A 23,972-nucleotide genomic window follows, 5' to 3' on the forward strand; every position below is an offset into this window, starting at 1 on the left:
CCGAGCCGAGGCGTACTTAACCGACTATCAGAAGCCCGGGTTGTCAATAGTTGGTTGTGGCCCGGGCTACGCCAGACTTCCACCCGGCGTAGGTGTAGGTCACGGAGTACTGCGTACCGGAGGGCGGCGTGCAGTAGCCACTCCTGAGAGTCAGACCTGAGGGGCAATCCCCGGGGCCACGAACTTGGGATGCAGCCGTTGCTGCACCCCCGTCACCATTCCCACGAGGGCCGGTGCCCCATGTCCAGATATTTGTACCGGATCCTTGAGAGGGTTGCGTCGTGCCTAGCGCGAGAGAGTTCGAGATGCTGAGCGAGGTGAGGTTCTTTGAGGTGGCAGATGTTGCCGAAACGGGGTTTGCGCTCGATGTCGTCGTGCCGTCCATCAGGAGGCCGCTCTTGTTAGATCCCCAGCACAGCATCTCGGAACTGATCTTTTTAGCGCATGCGCTGGTCCGTCCAGCTTCGATGAAGTCGAATCCGCCAGAAGTAATGACCTCTGGATCGGTTCGTTCGGGCGAAACGTTGTCGCTCATTGTCCCCCAGGTCCAGATTCGGCCATCATAATCTTGCGCGATGACAAAAAAGTATCCGGATGATACTTGCTTAAACCCGTTGGCCCCTACTTGGCCCCCGAAAGAAACCACCCTTGGTCGGGTTCGTACCGAGTTGTTTCGGCCCAGTTGTTTACTCGAGCCGTCACCCCAGGTCAGGATGTCACCGCCGGTACTTAAAGCTGCTGCGTGGTTGACGCCGGCCGAGACTGCCGTGACCGTAACGTCCGGAATGGCGGTTGGGTACACCCGATCTGTCGTGTCATTCAAACCTAATTGATATTGCTGATTCAGGCCCCAAGCGTATATTGTGCCAGTTGGCGTGATTGCAAAGCTCGTATAGACGGCGTTATTCAAATCGGCAAGCTTACCAACGGTCACACCTTCAGGAAATACGACTCGCACTGGGGAATATCGGTCTCTGGTCGAGCCGTCACCCAGTTGACCATGATTATTTTGTCCCCATGCCCAAACGGAACCGTCCTCGAGGAGCGCTAGGGAGTACGCCCATGCGGCTTCAACCTGCGTAGCCTTCGCGCGTAGAGGGACTGAAACCGGAAGCGCTGCGTCCGAGGTGCCACCGGTACCAAGCTGCCCGACGTCCCCCGTTCCCCACGCCCACACGGTTCCATCTTGCGCAAGCGCTAAGGAGTGGTTTTGGCCTGCTGAGACCTGGGTGAACTGAGTCGCGGAAGGCGAAGAGGACGCGTCGGTGTAGGACTGCGCGCTGCCGGTGTACATCGTCGTCGCAGTCTGGTTGGGCAGGGTGCGCTGAACGGTGTAGGTGATCCCCGAAGAGACGTTATTGGCTTGAGCCCACGTCTGTGATGCGGCGGAAGACCAGGACACCACGTTCCCGCCTGAACTGTTAGTGGTGATGGCGAGATTGGCCGGGGCGCCTAGCGTTGCGGCGGTCAGCTGATTGCCGGAGAGGCTCTTGTCGGCCGTGAACCACGCACCCGTTCTGGTATCCGGCGTCACTACGCCTGTGATGACAACGGATGCCAACGCCGCCGAGGCAAGAATCGAGAGGGCGCGAAGGCGCTTCCGGGACGGTGAAGTTCGATTCATTAGTTTCCTAGGGCATGGGTGAAGTAGGGCTACCCACGCAACTGTGGACAGGGTTGCCAGAGCGCGTGTATCCGGGCCAGCAGTACCTTGCGCGGGTTGTCAGGTGGGCGGGGACGTGGGGGAGTCCCGGACCAGGACCTTAGCACCTAAAACGGTCTAGAATGGAGCGTTTTGGGTTTATATAGACCGTGGTCGTTATCTCAGTGTGACCAAATGCTAGTGGTCCGGTGACAGGTCTTGGTGGTCTTGATTCTCCGCCGAACCTGGGTTTTCCTTAGCTGCGTGCGACTCCGGACACTGAGGCGGCAGACAAAGTGGGGGACCCACGCCACGGAGCCTGACCCGCTTCTCCGGACAGCAACTTTGAGGCGATGGTTGCCTCGGAGGGGGGTCAGTGACCTGCAGCTGCCCACCCGCCGGAGTTGCGACATCGAGCCCTGGCTGTGGTCGCCCATGGGCAAACCCGTTGGCCAGACCGCTCGCAAACTCGGGATCAGCGAGTCGTGCTTCGCAACTGAGGGACGCCGTCGACTCTGGTCGCAAGCCGGGTCTGATGTCCGATGAGCACGAGGAACTGGTCGAGTTGCGGCGCCGGTTGCGGGTGCCGAAGATGGAGATGGAGAACGAGATTCTTACGCCCTTCTGTCGCGTGGTGGCCGCGAAGGGTCAGGCGAACGTCGCTATCGAGCTCGGCGACGAGGCGGCTCCCTCGACCGAGAAGGATGGGAGCTATCGAGACGGTGGTCTTGTCGACGAGGCCGGCTGAGAGGAAGGACTGAATCGTTCTCCCGCCGTCGATGTAAACACGCCCGGCCCCCACTCCCCGAGGGCGACTCGCGCTTCCTCGAAGGCGCGCACGACGCTCATGTGCGTACTCGCGACCAGTGTCGTACTGAGCACGATGAGGCGTTGTCAGCGAACGGCCATTCGGCGGACGCCGAGACCGTGTCGAACGTGGCGCGGCTCATCACCAGAGTGTCGACAGTCGCGTAAAAGCTCTCCACACGAGAGCAGGCCGGCCGACTCCTCACCGACATGCGCGAGGTTCGGGGTCCGTGAGCCACATCAGTTCCCCGAGTCCCGCGATTGCCGCCGAAGACGACGCCGTCGCAAAATGTACGCGAGCGTAAGCCCGGAGTTCACCCCGTGGATGATCCGGGTGCAGCGGAGCATTCGGCACACTCCCAATCCCTCGTCGAGTGAGAGCGTGCATCACGGTGAGGTCCACTTCTCCCACTCCCCCTCGTCGACAGCGAGCGTGACGATCGCGGTGTCCACGTGGGAGCCCGCACGGGGCGGGCCCGGCAATGCGGCGGCTGCGGTCAGACCCCGCGGGTCGACCGCCACAGCTCTCGACGGTTCTCCTGCTCGACCGGGTCGGGCACGGGCAGCGACACCAGCAAGCGCTTGGTGTAGTCGTCTCGCGGCTCGGTGAGCACCTGGACGGTCGTGCCCTGCTCGCGGATCACACCCCGCTGCAGCACGACGACGCGGTCGGCGACCTCATCGACGACGGCGAGATCGTGGCTGATGAACAGGCACGCGAAGCCAAACTCGGCCTGCAACTGCGCGAACAACTGCAGCACGCGGGCCTGCACCGACACGTCGAGCGCCGAGGTGGGCTCGTCGGCGATGAGCAGCTTCGGGTCGAGCGCGAGGGCGCGCGCGAGCGAGGCGCGCTGGCGCTGACCGCCCGACAGCTCGTGCGGGTAGCGGTCGCCGAACGCGGTCGGGAGCTGCACGGCATCCAGCAGCTCGTTCACCCGGGTACGCGCGGCGCGGGCGCCCGCCACGCGGCGGTGCACGACGAGCGGCTCGGCGATGCAGTCCGCGATCGTGAGCAGCGGGTTGAAGCTCGTGGCCGGATCCTGGAAGACGAACCCGATATCGGGGCGCGTCTTCGCCAGGGTGCGGGGCTTCGCGCCGTTCATCTCGGTGCCGAGGACCTTGAGCGATCCGCCGACGACCGAGGTGAGACCCACCATCGCGCGACCGATCGTCGTCTTGCCCGAGCCCGACTCGCCGACCAGGCCGAGCACCTCGCCCGGACCGATCCAGAAGTCGACGCCCTTCACGGCGACGACCCCCGGCGAACCGAAGCGACCGGGGTAGCCGATCTCGACCTTCTCGGCGACGACCAGGCTGCCCGCCGGCGGCGCGGTCGGCGCGGCGGTCTCGAGCGATTGGCGGGCGCTCTTGCCGCGGCCGACGTGCGGGACGGCGGCCAGCAGCTCGCGCGTGTACGCCTGGCGAGGGGCCGCAAAGAGCTCCCGCACGGGCGCCTGCTCGACGATGTCGCCGCGGTACATGACGATGACGCGGTCGGCGAGGTCGGCCACGACGCCCATGTTGTGGGTGATGAGCACGATCGTCGCGCCGAACTCGTCGCGGCAGGTGCGCAGCAGATCGAGGATCTCGGCCTGCACCGTCACATCGAGGGCCGTGGTCGGCTCGTCGGCGATGATGAGCCCGGCGTTGAGGACGAGCGCCATCGCGATGACCACGCGCTGCTTCTGCCCGCCCGAGAACTGGTGCGGGTAGTCGTCGACGCGCTTCTCGGGATCGGGGATGCCGACGCGGCGCAGGATGTCGACGGCCTTGGTCTTCGCCTCGGCCTTCGACAGCTTCTCGTGGGCGCGGAGCCCCTCGGCGATCTGCCACCCCACCGTGTAGACGGGGTTGAGCGCGGTCGAGGGCTCTTGGAACACCATCGCGGCGTCGCGCCCGCGCATCTCGCGCAGCTGAGCGCGGGTCGCGTGCACGATGTCGGTCTGGTCGCCGTCGCGGCCGCGCACGATGACGGCGCCCGAGAGCGTCGCCGTCTCGGGGAGCAGCCCCAGCAGCGTGTTCGCGGTCACGGTCTTGCCCGAGCCCGACTCGCCGACGATCGCGAGCACCTCACCGGCGTGGGCTTCGAGCGAGATCCCGTTGATCGCCGAGACCGGCTCACCGTCGGTGGCGAAGGTGACGCGCAGGTCGTCGATCCGGGCGACGGGGGCGGTGGTGCCGGTCATGAGGGGCTCCCATCGGAGGGGGCGGATGCCGGGGGCCCGGCGGGATCGGCCGTGGCACGAGCCTCGGCGGGAGCCGTCGACGGGTCGACCGCGGTGACGGGGGCGGGCGCGCGACCGGCGCGGCGACGCGTGCGCAGACGCGGGTCGCTGAGGTCGTTCAGGCTCTCGCCGACGAGGGTGATGCCGAGCACGGCGAGCACGATCGCGACTCCCGGCGGGATGGCGGTCCACCAGATGCCGCTGGTCACGTCGCTGACCGAGCGGTTGAGGTCGTAGCCCCACTCGGCGGCGGCGGTCGCCTCGATGCCGAAGCCGAGGAAGCCGAGGCCCGCGAGGGTCAGCAGCGCCTCAGAGGCGTTGAGGGTCACCACGACCGGCAGCGAACGGGTCGAGTTGCGCAGCACGTGACGCAGCAGGATGCGACCGGTCGGCACACCGATCACGCGCGCCGACTCGACGAACGGCTCGGCCTTGACCCGCACCACCTCGGCGCGGATGACGCGGAAGTACTGCGGCACGAAGACCACGGTGATCGAGATGGCGGTGGCGAGGATGCCGCCCCACAGTGTCGACTGGCCCTTGGTGATCGCGATGGACATGACGATCGCGAGCAGGAGCGAGGGGAAGGCGTAGATCGCGTCGCACAGCACCACGAGGATGCGGTCGAGCCAGCCACCGAAGTAGCCGCCGACGAGACCCAGGAAGATCCCCAAGAAGATCGAGAACGCGATCGCGCACAGGATCACGAGCAGGGCGGTCTGCGCTCCCCAGATCACGCGCGAGAGCACGTCGTAGCCGCCGACGGTGGTGCCGAGCAGGTTCATCGCGCTCGGTGCCTGCTGCGTGCCGAACTTGACGCCGTCCGCCTCCTGCTGCGCGAACCCGTAGGGCGCGAGCAGCGGGGCGAACAGCGCCGTCAGCAGGAAGACAGTGGTGATGACGAGGCCGAGCACGAGCATGGTGCGCTGCAGCCCGACGCTGCGGCGAAGGTGCGAGATCACCGGAAGGCGGTCGCGCAGGGGCACCTTGCGCACGGTCACGCTGTCGTCGGAGAGGGTGGGGGTCACGGCATCCGACATGTCAGTACCTCACTCGCGGGTCGATGATCGCCGCGATGACGTCGACCAGGAAGTTGGTGAAGGCGACCAGCACGGCGATGATCACGACAATCCCCTGGACGGCGACGAAGTCGCGCGCCTTCAGGTACTCGCTGAGCATGAAGCCGAGGCCCTTCCACTCGAAGGTCGTCTCGGTCAGCACCGCGCCCGACAGCAGCAGGGCGATCTGCAGGCCGATCACGGTGATGATCGGGATGAGCGCGGGGCGGTACGCGTGCTTGGTGACCAGGCGGTACTCCCCCACGCCGCGCGAGCGCGCCGAGGTGACGTACTGCGCGCCCAGGGTGCCGATCACGTTCGTGCGGACCAGGCGGAGGAAGATCCCCGCTGTCAGGATGCCGAGAGCAACGCCCGGCAGGATCGCGTGGATCAGCACGTCTCCCGCGGCAGCGCCGTCGCCGAGACGGATCGCATCGAGCAGGTAGATGCCGGTGGGGTTCTCGATCGAGGCGAACTTCAACTCGGTGCGGGTGCTCGCACGCCCGGCGACCGGCAGAACGCTCAGCCACACCGAGAAGACGAGCTTCAGCAGCAGGCCGACGAAGAAGATCGGCGTCGCATACCCGAGGATCGCCCCAATACGCAGGGTCGCATCGGGCCAGCGGTCGCGCTTGTAGGCGGCGAGCAGACCGAACGGGATGCCGATCAGCAGCGCCACGAAGAGCGCGTAGATCGCGAGCTCGAGGGTGGCGGATCCGTACTGCAGCAGGATCTCGATCACCGGACGGTTGTCGGTGAGCGTGGTGCCGAAGTCACCGCGGAGGATCCCGCCGATGTACTCGAAGTACTGGACGATCAGCGGGCGGTCGTAGCCGGCCTGCGCGATGCGCTCCGCGAGCTGATCAGGGGGAAGGCGACCGCCGAGGGCGGCGGTGATCGGGTCGCCCGTGATGCGCATGAGCACGAACACCACGGTGACGAGGATGAACACCGTCGGGATGATCAGGAGTAGACGGACCAGGATGTAGCGCCACAGTCCTCCACCCTTGGGAGCGACGGGTTTGGCGATGTCGGCAGCGTCGACGGCGGTGACCATACGGGAGAGACCTCACTCACAGGGGGAACGGCGCCTCATTGCTCCGCTCTCGCCCGGCGACCGAGGGTTCGTGACCCTCGGTCGCCGGGCGCGCAATCGCGCGAGGCGCCGCTTCGGTCTTACTTGTGCAGCGGTGCGTAACGGAACTTGAAGGACCCGTCGAGAACGGCGCCCTCGACGCTCGAGCCCACGATTGCGACCTGCTTGCCCTGGAGCAGCGGCAGCGTCGAGAGGTCGGCGGCCACCTTGTCCTGGATCTCGCCGATCTCCGACTCACGCGTGGTCTTGTCGGTCTGCGTCGCCTGGTCGACGAGCAGCTTCTGGACGTCCGCGTTGTCGTAGTGGTTCAGCAGGAAGTTGTCCTTGGAGAAGAACGGTGTGAGGTAGTTGTCGGCATCCGAGTAGTCGGGGAACCAACCGAGCTGGTAAGCGGGGTAGGCGTCAGCCTTGCGGTCCTTCGTGTACTGCACCCACTCGGTCTGCGCGAGGTTGACCGTGAACAGGCCGTCCTTCTCGAGCTGTGCCTTGACCGCGGCGTACTCGTCACCCGACGAAGGGCCGTAGTGGTCGCCGTTGTACTGCAGGTTCAGCGTGACGGGCGTCGTGAGACCGGCGGCCTCGAGGGTCGCCTTGGCCTTGGCGGCGTCGGGCTTGCCCTGGCCGTCGCCGTACATGTCCTTGAGCGCCTCGTTGGCACCCGCGAGACCCTGCGGCACGTAGGAGTACAGCGGCGAGTACGTGTCTTTGTAGACGTCGGTCGCGATGGCCTGGCGGTCGACGAGGTCGGCGGCGGCCTGACGGACCGCGAGCGACTTGGCGGGGTCGGCGTCGGCCGTCTTCGTGCCGTACGGCATGGTGTCGAAGTTGAAGACGATGTAGCGGATCTCGCCGCCGGGGCCGTCGACGACCTTGACCGCGTCGTCCTTCTGCAGGTCGGCGACGTCGGTCGCGCTCAGGCTGCGGTAGGCGACGTCGATCGCACCCGACTGCACGTCGAGCTTGAGGTTCGAGGAGTCGGCGTAGTACTTGGTCGAGATGCCGCCGTTGGCGGCCTTGGGCAGCGACCCCATGTAATCGGCGTACGGCTTGTACGAGATGAGCTCGTTGGGCTTGTACGAGTCGATCGTGTACTGACCGGCGAAGGCCTTGCCCTCGACGATGGTGTCGTCGGAGGTGACGGCGGTGGCCGAGAAGACCTCTTCGTCGACGATCGGCGCGGCGGGGCTCGAGAGGATCTGGGGCCAGACCTGGTCGTTGCCGTTCTTCAGGGTGAAGACGACCGTGGTGTCGTCGGGGGTGGCGACGCTGTCGAGGTTGCCCAGCAGCGATGCGGGACCGTTCGGGTCGTTGATCGCGACCTGGCGGTCGAACGAGAACTTCACGTCGGACGAGGTCAGGTCGTGACCGTTCGCGAACTTCAGGCCCGACTTGAGCGTGACCGTGTACTCGGTTGGCGAAGTGAACTCGGCCGACTCGGCGATGTCGGGAGTGACCTCCGACGTGCCGTACTGGCTGTTCATGAGGAAGGGGTAGATCTGCGTCATGACGGCGAACGAGCCGTTGTCGTACGAGCCGGCCGGGTCGATCGAGGTGATCTTGTCGGTGGTGCCGATGACGAGCGGGTCGGTCGAGCCGCCGTCGGAGGAGCCGCCTCCGGTCGTGGTCGTGCAGCCTGCCAGGACGAGGGTCGACGCACCGAGCGCGCCGAGAGCGAGGCCGAGTCGGCCGCGGCCACTGTTGTGCAGTGTCATGTTGTACCTCTGCTCTGAAGTGTTGATTGCGACAAATGCCGCATTCCTTCGGACATCTAAGTCCGATTCCCGCCGCTCACAAAGCCCTTGCGCGCATATTTACGAGACCGAAACTCAACGAACGTGCGACTGAGTTCCGGCCCGCGGGGAAGCAAAGCACTCACCGCCTCGCCGCCGACCCCGTCACCCACCGCGACGTCCGGCGCCGTATACGCCTTACGGAATACGCGTCATCGCGCCGCGGTCACGGGGTCGCCGCTCCTGATCAGATCCGCCTCGAGCTCGCGCACGATCGGGATCACGGTCTCGCCGAAGAGCTCCAGCTCCTCCTGGAAATGAAGAAACCCCAGCAAGAACAGGTCGACGCCACGCTTCTTGTACTCGATGATCCGCTCGGCGATCTGCTGCGCGTCGCCGAAGAGCTGCGTGCGGAAACCGTCGTTGTACTGCACGAGGTCGTCGACGCTCGAGTCCGCCCACATGCCCTTCTTGTCCGCGGTCGCGTTACCCGCCTCCTGCACGCTCTTGCGGAACCCCTCGACCGCGCCCGAATCGGCGTGGGCGATGATCTCGCGCAGCTGCGCCTCCGCCTCGGCACGGCTGTCTCGCTGAATGACGAACCCGTTCAGGCCGAACCGGGTGCGCCGACCGTGCTCCGCCGCGATGCGGGTGACGTCGTCGTACTGCTCGGTGAACCCGTCGAAGTCCTTGCCGTTCGAGAAATACCAATCCGAGAATGCGCCACCGTTGAAGCGCGCGGCCGTGGAGTTGCCGCCCTGGAAGATGTCGGGGTGCGCCCGGCCCGGCACCTCGTACGGGAACGGCCGCAGCGTGAAATCGGTGATGTCGTAGTACTTGCCGTGAAAGGAGAACTTCTCCTGCGTCCACAAGCCGCGAAGCACCTGGATGAATTCGGCTGCCCGCTCGTAGCGCTCGTCGTGCTCGAGCCACTCAAGACCGAGGTCGGTGTACTCGTCCTTGAACCACCCGCTGACGACGTTGACGGCGGCCCGGCCGTGCGAGAACTGGTCGGCCGTGTTGATGAACTTGGCCAGAACCGCCGGATGCCAGATGCCCGGGTGGATGGCCGAGATGACCTTGAGCTTCTCGGTCGCGAGCAGCAGAGCGAGACTGATCGAGGTGGACTCGTGCTGCTGAGCAGCGCCGTAGCTCGAGGCGTAGCGCACCTGACTGAGGGCGTACTCGAATCCCACGCGCTCGGCCGTCTGCGCGAGCTTCACGTTGTAGTCGTAGCCCCAGTCGGTGCGCTGCTCGATCGAACTGATGACGAGCCCGCCGCTGACGTTGGGCACCCAGTAGGCGAACTTGAGCGGCTCGTGGGTGGGAGTGGAATCGGTCATGGGGTCCTCCTCGCGGATCGGAACCCGGCCAACCTCGCATCGCTTCGGGCATCGGTCAACGACATATGACGGACCGTTTCGTCGCGTGACACCGGGCGACGGTCGCCGGGTAAGGATGGAGCCATGACCTCCCCCCAGCGCGTGCGTTTCGGCTACTGGACCCCCATCTTCGGCGGATGGTTGCGCAACGTCGACGACGAGCAGACCCCCGTGTCGTTCGCCCACATCGCCGACATCGCGCGGGCTGCGGAAGAGGGCGGGTTCGACCTCACGCTCATTCCCGAGCTCAACCTCAACGACATCAAAGGCGTCGAGGCTCCGTCGCTCGACGCGTGGGCGGTGACGGCGGGACTGGCCGCGGTCACGTCGTCGCTGGAGCTCATGACGGCCGTGCGTCCGGGTTTCCACAACCCGTTCCACACCGCGAAGCAGGCCGCGACGATCGACGAGATCAGCGGCGGCCGTTTCACCCTCAACGTCGTGTCGGCGTGGTGGGCAGAAGAGGCCAAGCAGTACGAGGGGCTCTTCAGCGCGCACGACGACCGGTACGCGCGCACGATCGAGTGGGTGGAGGTGCTGCGCGGTCTCTGGTCGCAGACGCCCTTCGCGTACGAGGGGGAGTACTACCGCACCGAGGGCACGTATACCGAGCCCAAGCCGCAAGTGCAGCCGCGCTTGTACGCCGGCGGCGAGAGCGAAGCCGGCCGCACGGCGATCACGCGCTTCGCCGACGCGTACCTCACGCACGGCGGAACCCTCGAGGAGCTCGAGACGAAAGTCGCCGACATGCGCCGCCGGCGCGCCGAGGCCGGAGCGACGCCGTTCGAGGCCTTCGGCATGGCGGCGTATGCCGTGGTGCGCGACACCGAAGACGAGGCGCAGGCCGAGATCGACCGCATCACTGACGTGCGCGGGGGAGCGGCCTACGGCTCGTACCAGGACTTCGTGAGCAAGTCGAAGCTCGACACCCAGGTCGACCTCAAGGAGTACTCGGTGTCGAACCGCGGCCTGCGGCCGAACCTCGTCGGCACGCCCGACCAGGTCGCCGAGCGCATCGTGGAGTTCGCGAACGTCGGCGTCTCGACGCTGCTGCTGCAGTTCTCGCCGCACCTGCCCGAGATGCAGCGGTTCGCCGCCGAGGTGATCCCGCGCGTGCGCCGGCTCGAGGCGCAGCGCGACGCCTGACGCGGGGGCGTTACGGCGCGAACGTCCGGCGCAGGTCGGGCGGGGCCTGGCGCGGGCCGGGCCCGGGTCTGCGCACCCCCTGTTGAGTGTCCAAAACACCCGGACGGATTAGAAAAACCTCCGGGTGTTTTGGACATTCAACCCGGTGGAGGTGGCGCATTCCGTTCACCGTCCCTGCCCGGGCTTTGCTCGGCGAGCGATGCCGACACGCCCGCACCCCGTGGGTTGACACGCCGCCCCCGCACGTCGGCGCGGCAATGCGTCGGCGCGCCCGTGCGTCGGCACGCCGGGCCGGCACCAGGCCGCCGGGCATGTGAGTGTCCAAAAGACCCCGAGCGCGCCGACGCCTTCGTGGGGTGTTTCGGACACTCGAGGGGAAAGGGCACCGCCTGGGATGGCCGCACGCCTGTTGAGTGTCCAAGAAACCCGGACGGATTCCGAAACTCTCCGGGTGTTTTGGACACTCAACGGGACAGACGGATGGATGCCGTCACCCGCGTGACCGTGCGCTCTACGCCACGGCGCGAAGGGCCTGCTCGAGATCGGCGATGAGGTCTTCCGCATCTTCGAGGCCGATCGACAGGCGGATGAGGCCGTCGCCGATGCCGAGGCGGTCGCGCGTCTCTTGCGTGAAGCCCAGGTGAGTGGTCGTCGCGGGGTGGAGCGCCATCGACCGGGTGTCACCGATGTTCGTCATGCGACTGAAGAGGCGTAGGGCGTCGAAGAAGCGCTCCGCGGCGGGACGCCCGCCACGCACGGTGAACGAGAACACCGAGCCCGAGAGACCGTCGTAGTCGCGCACGGCGAGCGCGTGCTGCGGGTGAGACGGGAGTCCGGCGTAGTCCACGCTCTCGACCGCCGCATGATCCTCGAGCCACTCGGCGATCGTGCGGGCCGTGGCGAGGTGCTGGCGCATGCGCACCGACAGCGTCTCCATGCCCTGCTGCAGCAGAAAACCGTTCAGGGGCGAAAGCGCCGGACCGGTGTCGTTCGCGATGCCGAACCGCAGTGACAGCTCGAACGCACGCGGCCCGAATGCCTCGACGAACGAGGCATGACCGGCGATGGCGGTGTCGGTGAGGGCGGGGTAGGAACGGTCGGATGCCGCCCAGTCGAAGGTGCCGCCGTCGACCACGGCGCCGGCGAGGTTGGCGCCATGCCCCGAGAGGAACTTCGTCGCCGAGTGCACGACGATGTCGGCCCCGTGCTCGATGGGGCGGATGAGGAACGGCGTCGCGATGGTGTTGTCGACCACGAGAGGGATGCCGTGGCGCCGCGCGACCCGGGCGACGGCGTCGATGTCGACGACGTCATTCTTGGGGTTCGGGAGGGTCTCGGTGAAGATCGCTTTGGTCTCGGGACGGATGAGCGCGTCCCACTCCGCTTCGTCGGTGGGGTCCCAGACGTACTCGACGGTCACGCCCATGCGGGCGAACGTGCGGTCGAAGAGCACGCGGGTGCCGCTGTAGATGCTCGCGGTCGAGACGATGTGCTCGCCGCTGCCCGCGAGACCCAACAGGGCGATAGTGATCGCCGCCTGGCCCGAGCCGACGACGATCGCGCCCGACCCGCCCTCGAGGGAAGCCAGGCGGGCTTCCGCTACCTGGTTGGTCGGGTTCGCGTTCCGCGAGTACAGGTGGCCCAGATCGGCGCCGGCGAACCGATCGGTCGCCTCCTGGAAGGAGTCGAATCGGTAGGCCGCCGACAGGTGCAACCGGCGTGATGCGCGAGCCGTGCGTGAGGTCTTCGATCTCGCCCGCGTGCACCTGCCGCGTGGCGAAGCCGAAGCCGTCCCACTCGGAGTGCGGGGGAGCGGCCTCAGCCACGCGAACCGACCACTTCCTGCGGGAGCAGCGAGCCGAGCCAGCGAGCGATCTCGCGCGGTCCGGAGCGAGGCGCGGTGGCCTCGACGTCGGGGTTGTAGTTCGTGTTCGTGTTCACGTCGTAGGTCACGGTGCGGCCGTCGCGCGTCTCGATGAACTCGATACCGGCGATACCGACGCCCTCGGCCGCGAGGAAGGCGAGGAAGCGATCGATCAGGACGGGATCGACGTCGTCGCGACGGCGGAACAGCGGCTCGGGCTCGACTCCGTCGGCACCCGGAACCGCGCACGCCTCGGCGGGGCACAGCTCGAAGCTGCCCGCGCTGGTGTCGACCCGCACGGCGTAGACGAATTCGCCGGCGACGAACTCGGCGCGCGTGATGAACGGGGCCTGGGCGACCAGCAGCTCCTGCAGCAGCGTGATGCCGTCGGGGGAGGGCTCGAAGTCGGAGCTGCCGACCCACGCAGCGAACTCGTCGACCGAATCCCAGCGCCGCACGCCGAGGCCCTTGCCGCCCTGATTGTGCTTGCTGATGAAGGGCTCACCGAAGTCGCGTGCCGTGGCAACGAGGTCGTCGGTGCCGAACACGGCGACCGTGCGCGGAACGTCGATGCCGGCGTGCCGCAGAGCCGCATGCTGAGCGACCTTGCTGACCTCGAGCTCCAGAACGTCTGCGCCGTTGATCACGGTTCGACCCCACGACGCCAGCCAGCGGAGAACGGCGCGGCCGAACTCCTTGCTGTGCGCGTGATCGCGCGTGTGCGCCGATGCGCTCAGACGCGACCAGAACACGCCCTCGGGAGGCTCGACCGCGAGGTCGATCGACCCGTCGGTGAGGAGCCACTCCTCGAACGGCACCCCTTCTGCCTCGAATGCCGCCGCGAACGGCGGGATCCACTGGGGATTCTCGTGGATGACATAGACCTTGCCCGACATGCCGCCAGGCTAACCCGCACCCCCGACATCGCGCCCACTCCGCGTCACGTAGCGACACCGGGTCGTGTCATCCCTAGGCTCGTCTCTCGGAAAGGGGATGCCATGACCTCCGACTACATCGACGCCAACCGCGCCAACTGGGACGAGCGCGCGACGCTGCACGCTGCCCGGGATGGCTCAGGATACGGAATCGCACGCTACATCGACGACACCGAAGCGCTGTCGGACGTGGTGCGTTTCGACCGGCCGCTGCTGGGCGACATCGCGGGAAAGCGAACGGTGCACCTGCAGTGCCACATCGGCACCGACACCCTGTCGCTCGCCCGCCTCGGCGCGAAGGTGACGGGACTCGATTTCTCCGAGAACGCCGTCACCGAGGCCCGTCGGCTGGCCGCTGAGGCGGGCGTCGAGGTCGATTTCGTCCGATCGGATGTTCGGGATGCCGCTGACGTCCTTCCCCGTGGAGCCTTCGACCTCGTCTATACGGGCATCGGCGCTCTGTGTTGGCTGCCGTCGATCTCCGAGTGGGCCGGAGTCGTGGCCGACCTGCTCGCACCGGGCGGGACGCTCCACATCCGCGAGGGGCACCCCGTCCTGTGGGCGATGAACGAGGACCTGCCGGGCTTGTCGCTGGCGTTCCCGTACTTCGAGCAGGCCACCCCGTTGGAGTGGGACGACGACAGCACGTACGTCGAGGTGGCCGCACCGCTCACGTCGACGAAGACCTACGAGTGGAACCACGGCCTGGGCGAGATCGTCACCGCGCTGCTCGAGCGCGGCCTGCGCCTCGACACCTTGGTCGAGCACGACAGCGTGCCGTGGGAGGCGCTTCCCGGCCGCATGAACCGGCGCCCCGACGGCGAGTTCGCGTTGACCGAGCAGCCGTCGGTCGTGCCGCTGAGCTACACGATCAGGGCCACGAAGGTGGCGTGACCGCTGGTGCTGGCGAGAACGCCACCCATGACGAACGTCACCCCCGAATGGTGACGGGCGACGGATGTGCCGTGGACCACCCGAGGCCAGCATGAACACATGACCTCCTCCACCCCCACCCCCGCCGCGATCGCCGCACGGGGCGTCGTCAAGAGCTTCGGCTCCGTCCACGCCGTGCGCGGCGTCGACCTCACCATCCGACCGGGCGAGATCGTGGCCTTCCTCGGCCCAAACGGCGCGGGCAAGACCACCACGATCGACATGATCCTGGGACTGACCGATCCCGACGCCGGCAGCATCGAGGTTTTCGGTCACACCGCTCGCGGCGCCGTCGCCCGCGGTCTCGTCTCGGCCGTGCTCCAGTCGGGCGGACTGTTGAAAGACCTGACTGTGCGCGAAACCGTCGAGCTCACGGCGAGCCTGTTAGCCGAGAAACGTCCCGTCGACGAGGCGCTCGAGCGTGCCGGCATCCGGAATCTGGCACGACGCAAGGTGGGACTGTGCTCGGGCGGCGAGCAGCAGCGACTGCGCTTCGCGATGGCGCTGGTGAGCGACCCCGCCCTACTGATCCTCGACGAACCGACCACCGGCATGGATGTCGAAGCGCGCCGCTCTTTCTGGAGCGCGATTCGAGCGGATGCCGCGCGCGGACGGACCGTGATGTTCGCCACGCACTACCTCGACGAGGCCGACGAGTACGCCGACCGCATCATCCTCATGCGGGGCGGTCAGATCGTCGCCGACGGCAGCACCACCGAGATCAAGAACCTCGTCTCGGGTCGTGTGGTTCAGGCGACGCTTCCGGATGCCGACCTCACGGCGCTCGCGGCGCTGCCCGGCGTCGACTCGGTCGAGGCCAACGGCGAGCGCGTCTCGGTGCGCACGCGGGACTCCGACGCCCTCGCCCGGCACCTGCTCAGCACGACCACGGCGCGTGATCTGGAGATCACCGCGCAGAACCTCGAGAGCGTCTTCTTGACTCTCACCGCCGAGCCCTCGGCATCCGACCTCGCCTTGAATGGATCACTTCGATGACCGCCATCGCCCTCGACCGCCCGGTCCCCGCCTTCGGCGGCTTCACCCTGACCTATCTGCGCATCGAGCTGGTGCGCAAGCTGCGGAATCCTCGGAGCATCCTCTTCACCGTCGCGTTCCCGGTGCTGATGTTCTTCATCGTCGGGTTCCAGACGCTCGACGTGGCGCTCACGGACACCCCGCTGGCGGCCGGGGGAGTGTCGGTGGCCGCGTACATCATGGTCTCGATGGCGATGTACGGAACCATGATGTCGGCGACCCAGACCGGGGCATCGGTCGCGGTCGAGCGAGCGCAGGGCTGGTCGCGCCAGCTGCGGCTCACGCCCCTCAACCCCGTCGCGAACGTCGTGGTGAAGATGCTCGCGGGCATGATGTTCGGCCTCATCGCCGTGATCGCGACGTACGCGGTCGCCGCCGGCGCCGGTGTTCAGCTCGCCCCGGCGCAGTGGATCGTCACGGGCCTGGCGGCCTGGGTGCTCGCCGGCGCCGTCTTCACGACGCTCGGGCTCATGGTCGGGTACATGGTGCCGGGCGAGAACGCGGCGCAGATCACGAGCCTCGCGGTGGTGCTGCTGTCGTTCCTCGGCGGTCTGTTCTTTCCGCTGTCTTCGATGCCCGACTTTCTCCAGGTCATTGGCAAGCTGACGCCGGTGTACGGCATCGGCGAGCTCGCCCGTTCGCCCCTCACCGGTGACGGATTCGATCTCGGCGCCCTGATCAACGCGGTGGTCTGGCTCGCGGTGTTCGTCGCCGGAACCGTGTACTTCTTCCGTCGCGACACGCGTCGCGGCTGACGCGCCTAGGGTGAACGAGGTGAGCACGACGACCGGCCCGGAACGCACCCGCGTTCCGGGCCGCCGTCCGTTCCGACGCGGCTGGTTCATCGGGGCATCGATCTCGTTGATCTGGACCTTTCCCGTGCTCGTCGAACTGTGGGAGGGTCCGAGCGTCGCGGGTCACCTCGTCGGCACCGCGATCGTGGTCGTGTTCGCGGCCGCGTTCATGGCGACCGTTCCCTACGCCCGTGCCACCGCGTCGCGCCTGCGCCGGGTGGCGCCGACCGTGGTGCTGTTCGCACTCAGCCTCGCGCTGCTGCCGTGGCTCGGCGCCGACATCCGTTGGATGTGGACGTTCGTCGGCGTCGCGTTCGCCGTCTCGGCGATGGGCCGACGGACGACCTGGCTGTTCGTCCCGGCCCTCAGCGCTCTGTCGTTCGTCGTCGGCGAGGCGATGGGCGCCGACGCGTTGTCGAACGTCGTGAACTCGGCGATCATCCTCTCGATCTCGATCATGATGTTCAGCTTCGTCGAGAACATCTCGACCCTCGAACGCCTCCGCGACGCGCAGGAGCAGATCGCCGAACTCGCCGCCGAGCGCGAACGCGGACGAGTCGCCCGCGATGTACACGACATCCTCGGACACTCGCTCACCGTGATCACCGTCAAGGCCGAGTTGGCGGGACGACTGATGGATGCCGGCTCCCCGGCCGCCCGTGACGAGATCGGCCAGATCGAGGAGCTGTCGCGGGGAGCGCTGGCCGACGTGCGGGCGACGGTCCACGGTTACCGGGGCGTGAGCATCAGCGGCGAGCTCGCCGCGGCGCGAGCAGCGCTCGAGAGCGCGGGAGTGTCCGCCGACCTCCCCGGCTCCACCGACCAGGTTCCCGCCGACCGGCGTGAACTCGCCGGCTGGGTCGTTCGAGAAGCCGTGACCAACGTGGTCCGCCATTCCGGCGCGAGTGCCTGCCGCGTGCGACTCGACAACCGCTCCGTCGAGGTCGCCGACGACGGTTGCGGCCCGGCGTCCACGGCATCCACCGGCTCGGGACTGACGGGGCTCCGCGAACGCGTCGAGACCTCGGGGGCGCGGTTGACGATCGGTCGCAGCGACCTCGGCGGGTTCCGAGTGAAGGTGGCGTGGTGATCCGACTGCTCATCGCCGACGATCAAGCTCTCGTGCGCGGGGCCCTCGCCGCCCTCCTGGGACTCGAGCCCGACATCGAGGTCGTCGCCCAGGTCGGACGCGGAGACGAGGTCGTCGAGGCCGCGCGGTCGTCGGACGCCGACGTCGCCCTGCTCGACATCGAGATGCCCGGCCTCGACGGGATCGCTGCGGCATCCCTCCTGCGCTCGGAGGTTCCCGGATGCCGCGCCCTCATGGTCACGACCTTCGGGCGCCCCGGGTACCTGGCGCGGGCCATGCAGGCCGGCGCCTCGGGTTTCGTCGTCAAGGACACCCCGGCGGCCGAACTCGCGAATGCGGTGCGGCGGGTGTCTGAGGGTCTGCGCGTGGTCGACCCGCAGCTCGCCGCCGAGTCGCTCGCCCAGGGCGACTCACCCCTGACCGAACGCGAGACCGACGTGCTCGCCGCAGCGCGCGACGGCGGCTCGATCGCCGACATCGCCCGCACCGTGCACCTGTCGGAGGGCACGGTCAAGAACCACCTGTCGAGCGCGATCGGCAAGACCGGCGGGCGGAATCGGGCGGATGCCGTGCGGGTCGCTGTGGAGCGGGGGTGGCTCTGATTAGGCGCCCACCCCGAACGCCACCGCCTCCTCCTCCGTCAGCATCCGCGACCGAATGAGGAATCGCATGCCCGTCGGTCCCTCGACCGAGAACCCGGCGCCACGCCCGGAACGACGTCATGGGCGGGGGTCGTCGCCGAGCTCCCGACGCCCGGAGGGACCCTTCACATCCGGGAGGGACACCCGATCCTGTGAGCCCTGAACGAGGAGCTCCCCGATCTCGCGCGATCTTTCCGTACTTCGAGCAGACAACCCGCTCGAGGGGGACGACAGCACGTACGTCGAGGTCTCGGCGCCGCTGACGTCGACCCGCACGTGCGAGTGGAATCACGGCCTCGGCGAGATCGTCACCGCCCTGCTCGGCAGAGGCCTCCGCTTCGACGCGCTCGTCGAGCACGGCAGCGTCCCGTGGGAGGCCATCCCCGGCCGCGCGACCTCACGGAAGGACGGCGAGTACGCCCTAACCGAGCAGCCGTCCGTCATGCCTCTGAGCTACACGATCCGGGCAACTAAGGGGCGTGAGCGGGGGCGCAAAACCTTCCGAAGGTGGAGGGGACTGCACAGCCCCGTTCGGCGCCCTGGATGTCATCGGCCGCCAAAAAGCAGCGCGGCACCCCCCGCAACCCCCATCGCGGCGACCACGGCCAGTAGGTACCACGTGACTCGCATACGGTTCACACGGCTGCCCCGCGACTGCATGGGCGTCACGGGCGCGCCGAACTGGTGTACCTCAGCGCCCGAGGACGAGGCGTCCATCGGGAAGGTCTCACGAACACGGTCCATGAGTAGCTGCGCTGTACGAAGAGTGTGCTTCCATGACTGCGCGTCGTCCGTCGAAAGAGAGCGAGGGGCGTACAGAAACAGCCACCGTCCGTTCAGTTCCACATCCAACGGATATGACCCGTTGTCCAACGCCTCGACGACCTCGGGCGTCAGGAGCGCGTCAGCCGCAAACTCTGCTCCGGGGGCTGCCTCTACGCGGAGGCCGCTACGACTTTCGTCCGCTAGAGCCCCGGCCGGGGTTGCCGGCAGAGGGCTCTGGGCAAAGTTCGACCGCGATTCCATCGTGACGGAGGGCATCGCGACGCCGACGTCCACAGCAAGATACCCCCACCGCTGAGTGAACTGGTTCCCCACAGCGACCTCCGTGTAGAAGCTGTCACCGATCTCCATCATGGGAGTGCCGGGGATGCGCACGATGTTGACGGCGCGCTGCGAGAATCGCGACCTGCCATTCGGTTCGCGAAAGACCACCCCGGGCAGCTGCTGCTCGACCGCATGCGTGTAGTACTGCCAGCCGTTCGCCAGGGCTAGACGAGCGACGGCGTTCGCCGTCGGGTCTGTCCTCGCCGGCGGATCGGTCGGATGCGTGAGCGGCGTGAAGTCGATGTCAGCGTGCACGGGGTCATTCTGCCCGCTGCGGTGTCAAGACGAGACTCCGTCTGTGGCGCGGGAGACCCTATGGTGTTGAGCACGACATTCAAGGAGGGCTGAGTGACGGACTCTGCAGAAGTGAAAGAAGCGCTACTCAAGCTCGACAGGCAGGTGGCCCTGAGCCAGCGTCGGGCGGAGCAGATGCAGCAACTCGCATCGGACATCGAGGCGATACGCGTCGAAATCTCCTCCCCAGGTGGACAGGTAAACGTTTCAGTGGATGCCAACGGACGGTTGCTCGATGTCGGCTTCACTCACCAGGCGTTCGTATTGGGTCCCGATCGGGTCCGTTCGTTGCTCCTTCAGGGGCTCGACGAGGGCTACGAGGAAGCGACACGTCGCAGTATCGCCCTGGCTACGGATGCTCTCGGACCCGACGCGCCAACGGTCGCTGGCCTTCGCACGAATGCTGAACGGTACCGCCCACAAGCGAAGCAAGAGGATGCAGGGTGAGCGACGATCGTATTCGAGTAGATCCGGATTTCCTGCGGCAGCACGCTCGTAAAGTGGCGGCGCTGTCGAGCGACGTTGCTGAAGCAGCCTCGGCGGCAGGGCATGTCTCTCTCGGAGGGCAGGCTTTCGGAATCATTTGTGCCTTTGCCGCCACCCCGACGACTCTCCTCGGCTTGAGCGCTACAGGTGCCCTCCAATCCGTTGAGCGCGCCCTGGGGAGAGCTGCAACCGCAGCAACGCAGATGGCCGACGACTTCGAGGACCTCGAGAACCGCTTCGTGTACGAGCTAGAAACTCTCCGAGCGAAAATTGACGGCGGTGTATACACGTGACGGAGACAAATGCGCTGATCGCACTACCGGAAGCAGGCAGTCTCGCCGACGGCATTGGTCCGTTCGAAGATGGATCTCTCCTCGTCGAGTCCATCTCGGGGGGCGATTGGATTGGGGCATCACTTGCCGGGGGCTCGATCCTCGCGTCTGGCGTCGACGCGGTCGTAAACCCGATCGCGACCCTCGTCTCGCTCGGCGTTGGATGGCTTCTCGAACATATGTGGCCGCTGAACGACTGGCTGAACGAGCTCACCGGCGACCATCACGAGGTCGCCGGTTTCGCCGAGACCTGGCAGAACATCGCGGGTCGACTCACTGGGTCGTCAGACTCGCTGCGTTTTTACGTTAGCGACCTGGGCGACTTCGACGGGGCCGCTGCTGACGCCTACCGAGCGTTGCTTACGTCCCTGACGTCGTCATTGCACAGGTGCGCTGAACTGTGCTCCGGACTTGGGATTGCGGCGGAGTTACTTGCTGGGATCATCAAGGCGGTACACGATGTCGTCCGCGACGTGATCGCAGACCTCGTCGGGTTCGTCGTTCAGGAGCTGGCGCTGGTTGCAGGAACCTTGGGGGCGGCAACACCGGTAGTGGCCGCCCAACTGGCGGTGAAATCGGCCAAATGGACCGCCCTTCTCTCCGGATTCATCCGCGACCTCGTGACGTCCGCCGGAAGTTACGTGGATCTTGCCAAGACGATCAGGGAATTCGTCGACCGGGCATCCTCGGCCATCGACGGGAGTGTGCCCGCCGCGTGACTCCGCTTCTCGATCGGGCCTTGGCCGCCGTTCCTCCCGCCAATTGAGTATGCGGCGACCTCGGCGTTCTGCGTTGCTATGCCTGCATTCAGCAACTCGCGATCGGGTGCCCCGCGAGATCCGGCTACTGCCGGGGCACACCGCATTGGCGATTGCCTACGACAAAGGGGCTGAACATCGTTACCGCTCCCTTCATCCGGCGCGATCTCATGCATTGCTGGGTCGTGCGGCCGGTTGTGCCGGTCCCTCGGCCCCTCTCGCATTTGGTCGGCGCAGGAGTACGGCTGCGTCATGAGTCCGGCAGCTCGCGACTAACGCGATGGTAAGCGACATACGAAGCGCCTCGGGTTGGTGAGGACCTGCTCCTTTGGCATTACGACGACGCGCCCACCCCGAACGCCACCGCCTCCTCCTCCGTCAGCATCCGCGACCGAATGAGGAACCGCATGCCCGTCGGTCCTTCCACCGAGAAGCCGGCGCCGCGTCCCGGAACGACGTCGATCGTCAGGTGCGTGAACTTCCAGTACTCGAACTGCGACTCCGACATGTAGACCTCGACGGGGTCGTCGAGTCCGACCTCGATGTCGCCGAGGTGCACGTCGCTAGGACCGGTGAGGAACATGCCCACGGGGTAACACATGGGGGAGCTGCCATCGCAGCACCCGCCGGACTGGTGGAACATCAGCGGCCCGTGCTTGACCGTCAGCTCGCGCAGCAGCGCGGCAGCGGCATCCGTCACGTCCACGCGGGAGAGTTCTGGCATCCGTTCCCGTCCTTCGTTGAGGCATGTCCCACTTCGTGCGGAGATCGCGAACCCGATCCGCACAAAGTGGGACATGTATACCGTCCGCCACGCTGCGTGTCCCACTTCGTGCGAGTTCAGTCCGTCGAGCTCGCGCGAAGCGGGACATTCCGGAGGGAGCTCAGAAGAAGCCCATCGCCCCGTCGGCGTACGACACGAGCAGGTTCTTCGTCTGCTGGTAGTGGTCGAGCATCTTGAGGTGGTTCTCGCGGCCGATGCCCGACTGCTTGTACCCACCGAACGCCGCGTGCGCGGGGTACTGGTGGTAGGTGTTCGTCCAGACGCGCCCGGCCTCGATGGCCCGGCCCGCGCGATAGGCGGTGTCGCCGCTGCGGCTCCAAACACCGGCGCCCAGGCCGTACAGCGTGTCGTTGGCGATCGAGATCGCGTCGTCGAAGTCATCGAACGACGTGACCGACAGCACCGGCCCGAAGATCTCCTCCTGGAAGATCCGCATGTCGTTCGTGCCCTCGAACACGGTCGGCGCGACGTAATACCCGCCCGACAGGTCACCGCCGAGGTCGACCCGCTCCCCGCCCGTGAGCAGCTTCGCACCGCCCTGCTTGCCGATGTCGATGTACGACAGGATCTTCTCGAGCTGGTCGTTCGAGGCCTGCGCGCCGATCATCGTCTCGGGGTCGAGCGGGTTGCCCTGGCGCACTTTCTTGACGCGCTCTAGGCCGTCGCCCAGGAACTGGTCGTAGATCGACCGCTGGATCAGCGAGCGCGAGGGGCACGTGCACACCTCGCCCTGGTTCAACGCGAACATCGTGAAACCCTCGAGCGCCTTGTCGTAATAGGCGTCGTCGTTGTGCAGAGCGACGTCTTCGAAGAAGACGTTGGGGCTCTTGCCTCCGAGCTCGAGCGTGACGGGGATGAGGTTCTGCGAGGCGTACTGCATGATCAGGCGGCCGGTCGTGGTCTCGCCGGTGAAAGCGATCTTGCGGATCCGCTTGTGCTGGGCGAGCGGTGCTCCCGCCTCGATGCCGAAGCCGTTCACGATGTTCACGACACCCGCCGGCAGGAGGTCGCCGATGATGTCGAAGAGGAACAGGAGAGATGCCGGGGTCTGCTCTGCCGGCTTGATCACGACGCAGTTGCCCGCGGCGAGAGCGGGGGCCAGCTTCCACGCGGCCATGAGGATCGGGAAGTTCCACGGGATGATCTGACCCACCACACCCAGCGGCTCGTTGAAGTGGTACGCCACGGTGTTCTCGTCGAGCTGGCTGAGCGATCCCTCCTGCGCCCGCAGCACCCCGGCGAAGTAGCGGAAGTGGTCGACGGTCAGCGGAATGTCTGCCGCGAGCGTCTCACGTACCGGCTTGCCGTTCTCCCACGTCTCGGCGACGGCGATCTTCTCGAGGTTCTCTTCGATCCGATCGGCGATCTTGTTCAGGATGACGCCGCGCTCGGCCGGGGTGGTCTTCTTCCACGACGCGAACGCCTTCCACCCCGCCTCGACCGCGCGGTCGATGTCGTGCGCGTCGCCGCGAGCGACCTCGCAGAACGGCTTGCCGGTGACGGGGGTGATGTTCTCGAAGTACTCGCCGCTGTGCGGTTCGACCCACTCTCCGCCGATGTAGTGCCCGTACCGCGAACGGTACTCGGCGACGGCCCCGCGGGTTCCGGGAGCGGCGTAGACGCTCGAGACGCCTTCTTCGACGATGGTCATGCGTGTCTCCTTCGACGGTCATGAGTCGCCGCGTCGGCTTCGGGCGGCGATGCGCCGACGGTACGCCGGGAGAGGTTGCATCGGGTTGCACGGGGTCGTCGTGGCCGCGGAGGGCGCGAGATCACGTGACCTGGACGAAAACACACGACAAGACGGGTGATGTCGGCGAGATCACGTGA

General features: G+C 66.7%; 21 protein-coding genes and 1 pseudogene. 9 read left to right on the plus strand and 13 right to left on the minus strand.

The genetic code is table 11. The features are described from left to right. Nucleotides 1–43 precede the first annotated feature (43 nt). From QE416_RS04960 to sfnG, 7 genes are all read right to left on the minus strand, one after another. On the minus strand, nt 44–1,561 hold the full coding sequence (locus tag QE416_RS04960; protein WP_307314048.1) for a hypothetical protein: 1,518 nt from the start codon (nt 1,559–1,561) through the stop codon (nt 44–46). A 556-nt stretch (nt 1,562–2,117) separates the two neighbouring features. After that, a complete protein-coding gene (locus QE416_RS04965) occupies nt 2,118–2,444 on the minus strand; it encodes a dihydrofolate reductase family protein (RefSeq protein WP_307314050.1) in 327 nt (108 codons plus the stop codon). Nucleotides 2,445–2,946: 502 nt separating this feature from the next. Further along, nucleotides 2,947–4,638: an ABC transporter ATP-binding protein gene (locus QE416_RS04970; RefSeq protein WP_307314051.1), complete on the minus strand. Its 1,692-nt coding sequence runs from the start codon at nt 4,636–4,638 to the stop codon at nt 2,947–2,949. Further along, nucleotides 4,635–5,717, minus strand: a complete 1,083-nt coding sequence (locus QE416_RS04975) for an ABC transporter permease (RefSeq protein WP_307314052.1) — start codon at nt 5,715–5,717, stop codon at nt 4,635–4,637. Before QE416_RS04975 ends, QE416_RS04970 begins: the two co-directional genes overlap by 4 nt. Before the next feature lies 1 nt (nt 5,718). Beyond that, the gene (locus QE416_RS04980; protein WP_210075490.1) at nt 5,719–6,792 is read right to left on the minus strand and encodes an ABC transporter permease; all 1,074 of its coding nucleotides are present in this window, start codon (nt 6,790–6,792) and stop codon (nt 5,719–5,721) included. A 119-nt stretch (nt 6,793–6,911) separates the two neighbouring features. Then, the gene (locus QE416_RS04985; protein ID WP_307314056.1) at nt 6,912–8,543 is read right to left on the minus strand and encodes an ABC transporter substrate-binding protein; all 1,632 of its coding nucleotides are present in this window, start codon (nt 8,541–8,543) and stop codon (nt 6,912–6,914) included. A 230-nt stretch (nt 8,544–8,773) separates the two neighbouring features. Further along, nucleotides 8,774–9,904 (minus strand): dimethylsulfone monooxygenase SfnG, encoded by a 1,131-nt coding sequence (gene sfnG, locus QE416_RS04990; RefSeq protein WP_210075494.1) that lies wholly within the window; start codon nt 9,902–9,904, stop codon nt 8,774–8,776. A 123-nt stretch (nt 9,905–10,027) separates the two neighbouring features. On the opposite strand from sfnG, the gene QE416_RS04995 reads away from it, so the two are divergent. Next, a complete protein-coding gene (locus QE416_RS04995) occupies nt 10,028–11,089 on the plus strand; it encodes an LLM class flavin-dependent oxidoreductase (protein ID WP_267788776.1) in 1,062 nt (353 codons plus the stop codon). 511 nt (nt 11,090–11,600) lie between these two features. Here QE416_RS04995 and QE416_RS05000 read toward each other — a convergent pair. Then, nucleotides 11,601–12,803 carry an O-acetylhomoserine aminocarboxypropyltransferase/cysteine synthase family protein gene (locus QE416_RS05000; RefSeq protein WP_307314062.1) on the minus strand — a complete coding sequence of 401 codons (1,203 nt, stop codon included), beginning with the start codon at nt 12,801–12,803 and terminating at the stop codon, nt 11,601–11,603. Nucleotides 12,804–12,907: 104 nt separating this feature from the next. Beyond that, nucleotides 12,908–13,849: a RimK family alpha-L-glutamate ligase gene (locus tag QE416_RS05005; protein WP_210075501.1), complete on the minus strand. Its 942-nt coding sequence runs from the start codon at nt 13,847–13,849 to the stop codon at nt 12,908–12,910. Nucleotides 13,850–13,951: 102 nt separating this feature from the next. On the opposite strand from QE416_RS05005, the gene QE416_RS05010 reads away from it, so the two are divergent. From QE416_RS05010 to QE416_RS05030, 5 genes are all read left to right on the plus strand, one after another. Then, complete coding sequence (locus QE416_RS05010; RefSeq protein WP_307314068.1) at nt 13,952–14,782, plus strand: bifunctional 2-polyprenyl-6-hydroxyphenol methylase/3-demethylubiquinol 3-O-methyltransferase UbiG; 831 nt, start codon at nt 13,952–13,954, stop codon at nt 14,780–14,782. A 99-nt stretch (nt 14,783–14,881) separates the two neighbouring features. Continuing rightward, on the plus strand, nt 14,882–15,817 hold the full coding sequence (locus tag QE416_RS05015; protein WP_307314071.1) for an ABC transporter ATP-binding protein: 936 nt from the start codon (nt 14,882–14,884) through the stop codon (nt 15,815–15,817). Then, the gene (locus QE416_RS05020; RefSeq protein ID WP_307314073.1) at nt 15,814–16,611 is read left to right on the plus strand and encodes an ABC transporter permease; all 798 of its coding nucleotides are present in this window, start codon (nt 15,814–15,816) and stop codon (nt 16,609–16,611) included. The genes QE416_RS05015 and QE416_RS05020 overlap by 4 nt, the downstream gene beginning before the upstream one ends. A 19-nt stretch (nt 16,612–16,630) precedes the next feature. Then, a complete protein-coding gene (locus QE416_RS05025) occupies nt 16,631–17,740 on the plus strand; it encodes a sensor histidine kinase (RefSeq protein WP_307314075.1) in 1,110 nt (369 codons plus the stop codon). Beyond that, nucleotides 17,737–18,342, plus strand: a complete 606-nt coding sequence (locus tag QE416_RS05030) for a response regulator transcription factor (RefSeq protein WP_307314077.1) — start codon at nt 17,737–17,739, stop codon at nt 18,340–18,342. The genes QE416_RS05025 and QE416_RS05030 overlap by 4 nt, the downstream gene beginning before the upstream one ends. Here the strand turns inward: QE416_RS05030 and QE416_RS05035 are convergent. Further along, a pseudogene (locus QE416_RS05035) lies at nt 18,343–18,450 on the minus strand (DUF779 domain-containing protein); the annotation flags it as partial. A 477-nt stretch (nt 18,451–18,927) separates the two neighbouring features. Beyond that, nucleotides 18,928–19,743: a hypothetical protein gene (locus QE416_RS05040; RefSeq protein WP_307314078.1), complete on the minus strand. Its 816-nt coding sequence runs from the start codon at nt 19,741–19,743 to the stop codon at nt 18,928–18,930. 93 nt (nt 19,744–19,836) lie between these two features. Here QE416_RS05040 and QE416_RS05045 point away from each other — a divergent pair, with 93 nt between their 5' ends. From QE416_RS05045 to QE416_RS05055, 3 genes are read left to right on the plus strand one after another with little or no spacing between them, the layout of a single operon-like run. Next, a complete protein-coding gene (locus tag QE416_RS05045) occupies nt 19,837–20,229 on the plus strand; it encodes a YbaB/EbfC family nucleoid-associated protein (protein WP_307314080.1) in 393 nt (130 codons plus the stop codon). Then, nucleotides 20,226–20,561 carry a type VII secretion target gene (locus QE416_RS05050; RefSeq protein ID WP_307314082.1) on the plus strand — a complete coding sequence of 112 codons (336 nt, stop codon included), beginning with the start codon at nt 20,226–20,228 and terminating at the stop codon, nt 20,559–20,561. The genes QE416_RS05045 and QE416_RS05050 overlap by 4 nt, the downstream gene beginning before the upstream one ends. Then, complete coding sequence (locus QE416_RS05055) at nt 20,558–21,319, plus strand: hypothetical protein (protein ID WP_307314085.1); 762 nt, start codon at nt 20,558–20,560, stop codon at nt 21,317–21,319. The genes QE416_RS05050 and QE416_RS05055 overlap by 4 nt, the downstream gene beginning before the upstream one ends. Before the next feature lie 373 nt (nt 21,320–21,692). Here the strand turns inward: QE416_RS05055 and QE416_RS05060 are convergent, their stop codons facing one another. After that, nucleotides 21,693–22,082, minus strand: coding sequence for a DUF779 domain-containing protein (locus tag QE416_RS05060; protein ID WP_115916462.1), 390 nt, complete (start codon nt 22,080–22,082; stop codon nt 21,693–21,695). Nucleotides 22,083–22,242: 160 nt separating this feature from the next. Then, nucleotides 22,243–23,793, minus strand: a complete 1,551-nt coding sequence (locus tag QE416_RS05065) for an aldehyde dehydrogenase family protein (RefSeq protein WP_307314089.1) — start codon at nt 23,791–23,793, stop codon at nt 22,243–22,245. Nucleotides 23,794–23,972: the final 179 nt, after the last annotated feature.

Source organism: Microbacterium sp. SORGH_AS_0421 (genome assembly GCF_030818635.1).
Taxonomy (GTDB): Bacteria; Actinomycetota; Actinomycetes; order Actinomycetales; family Microbacteriaceae; genus Microbacterium.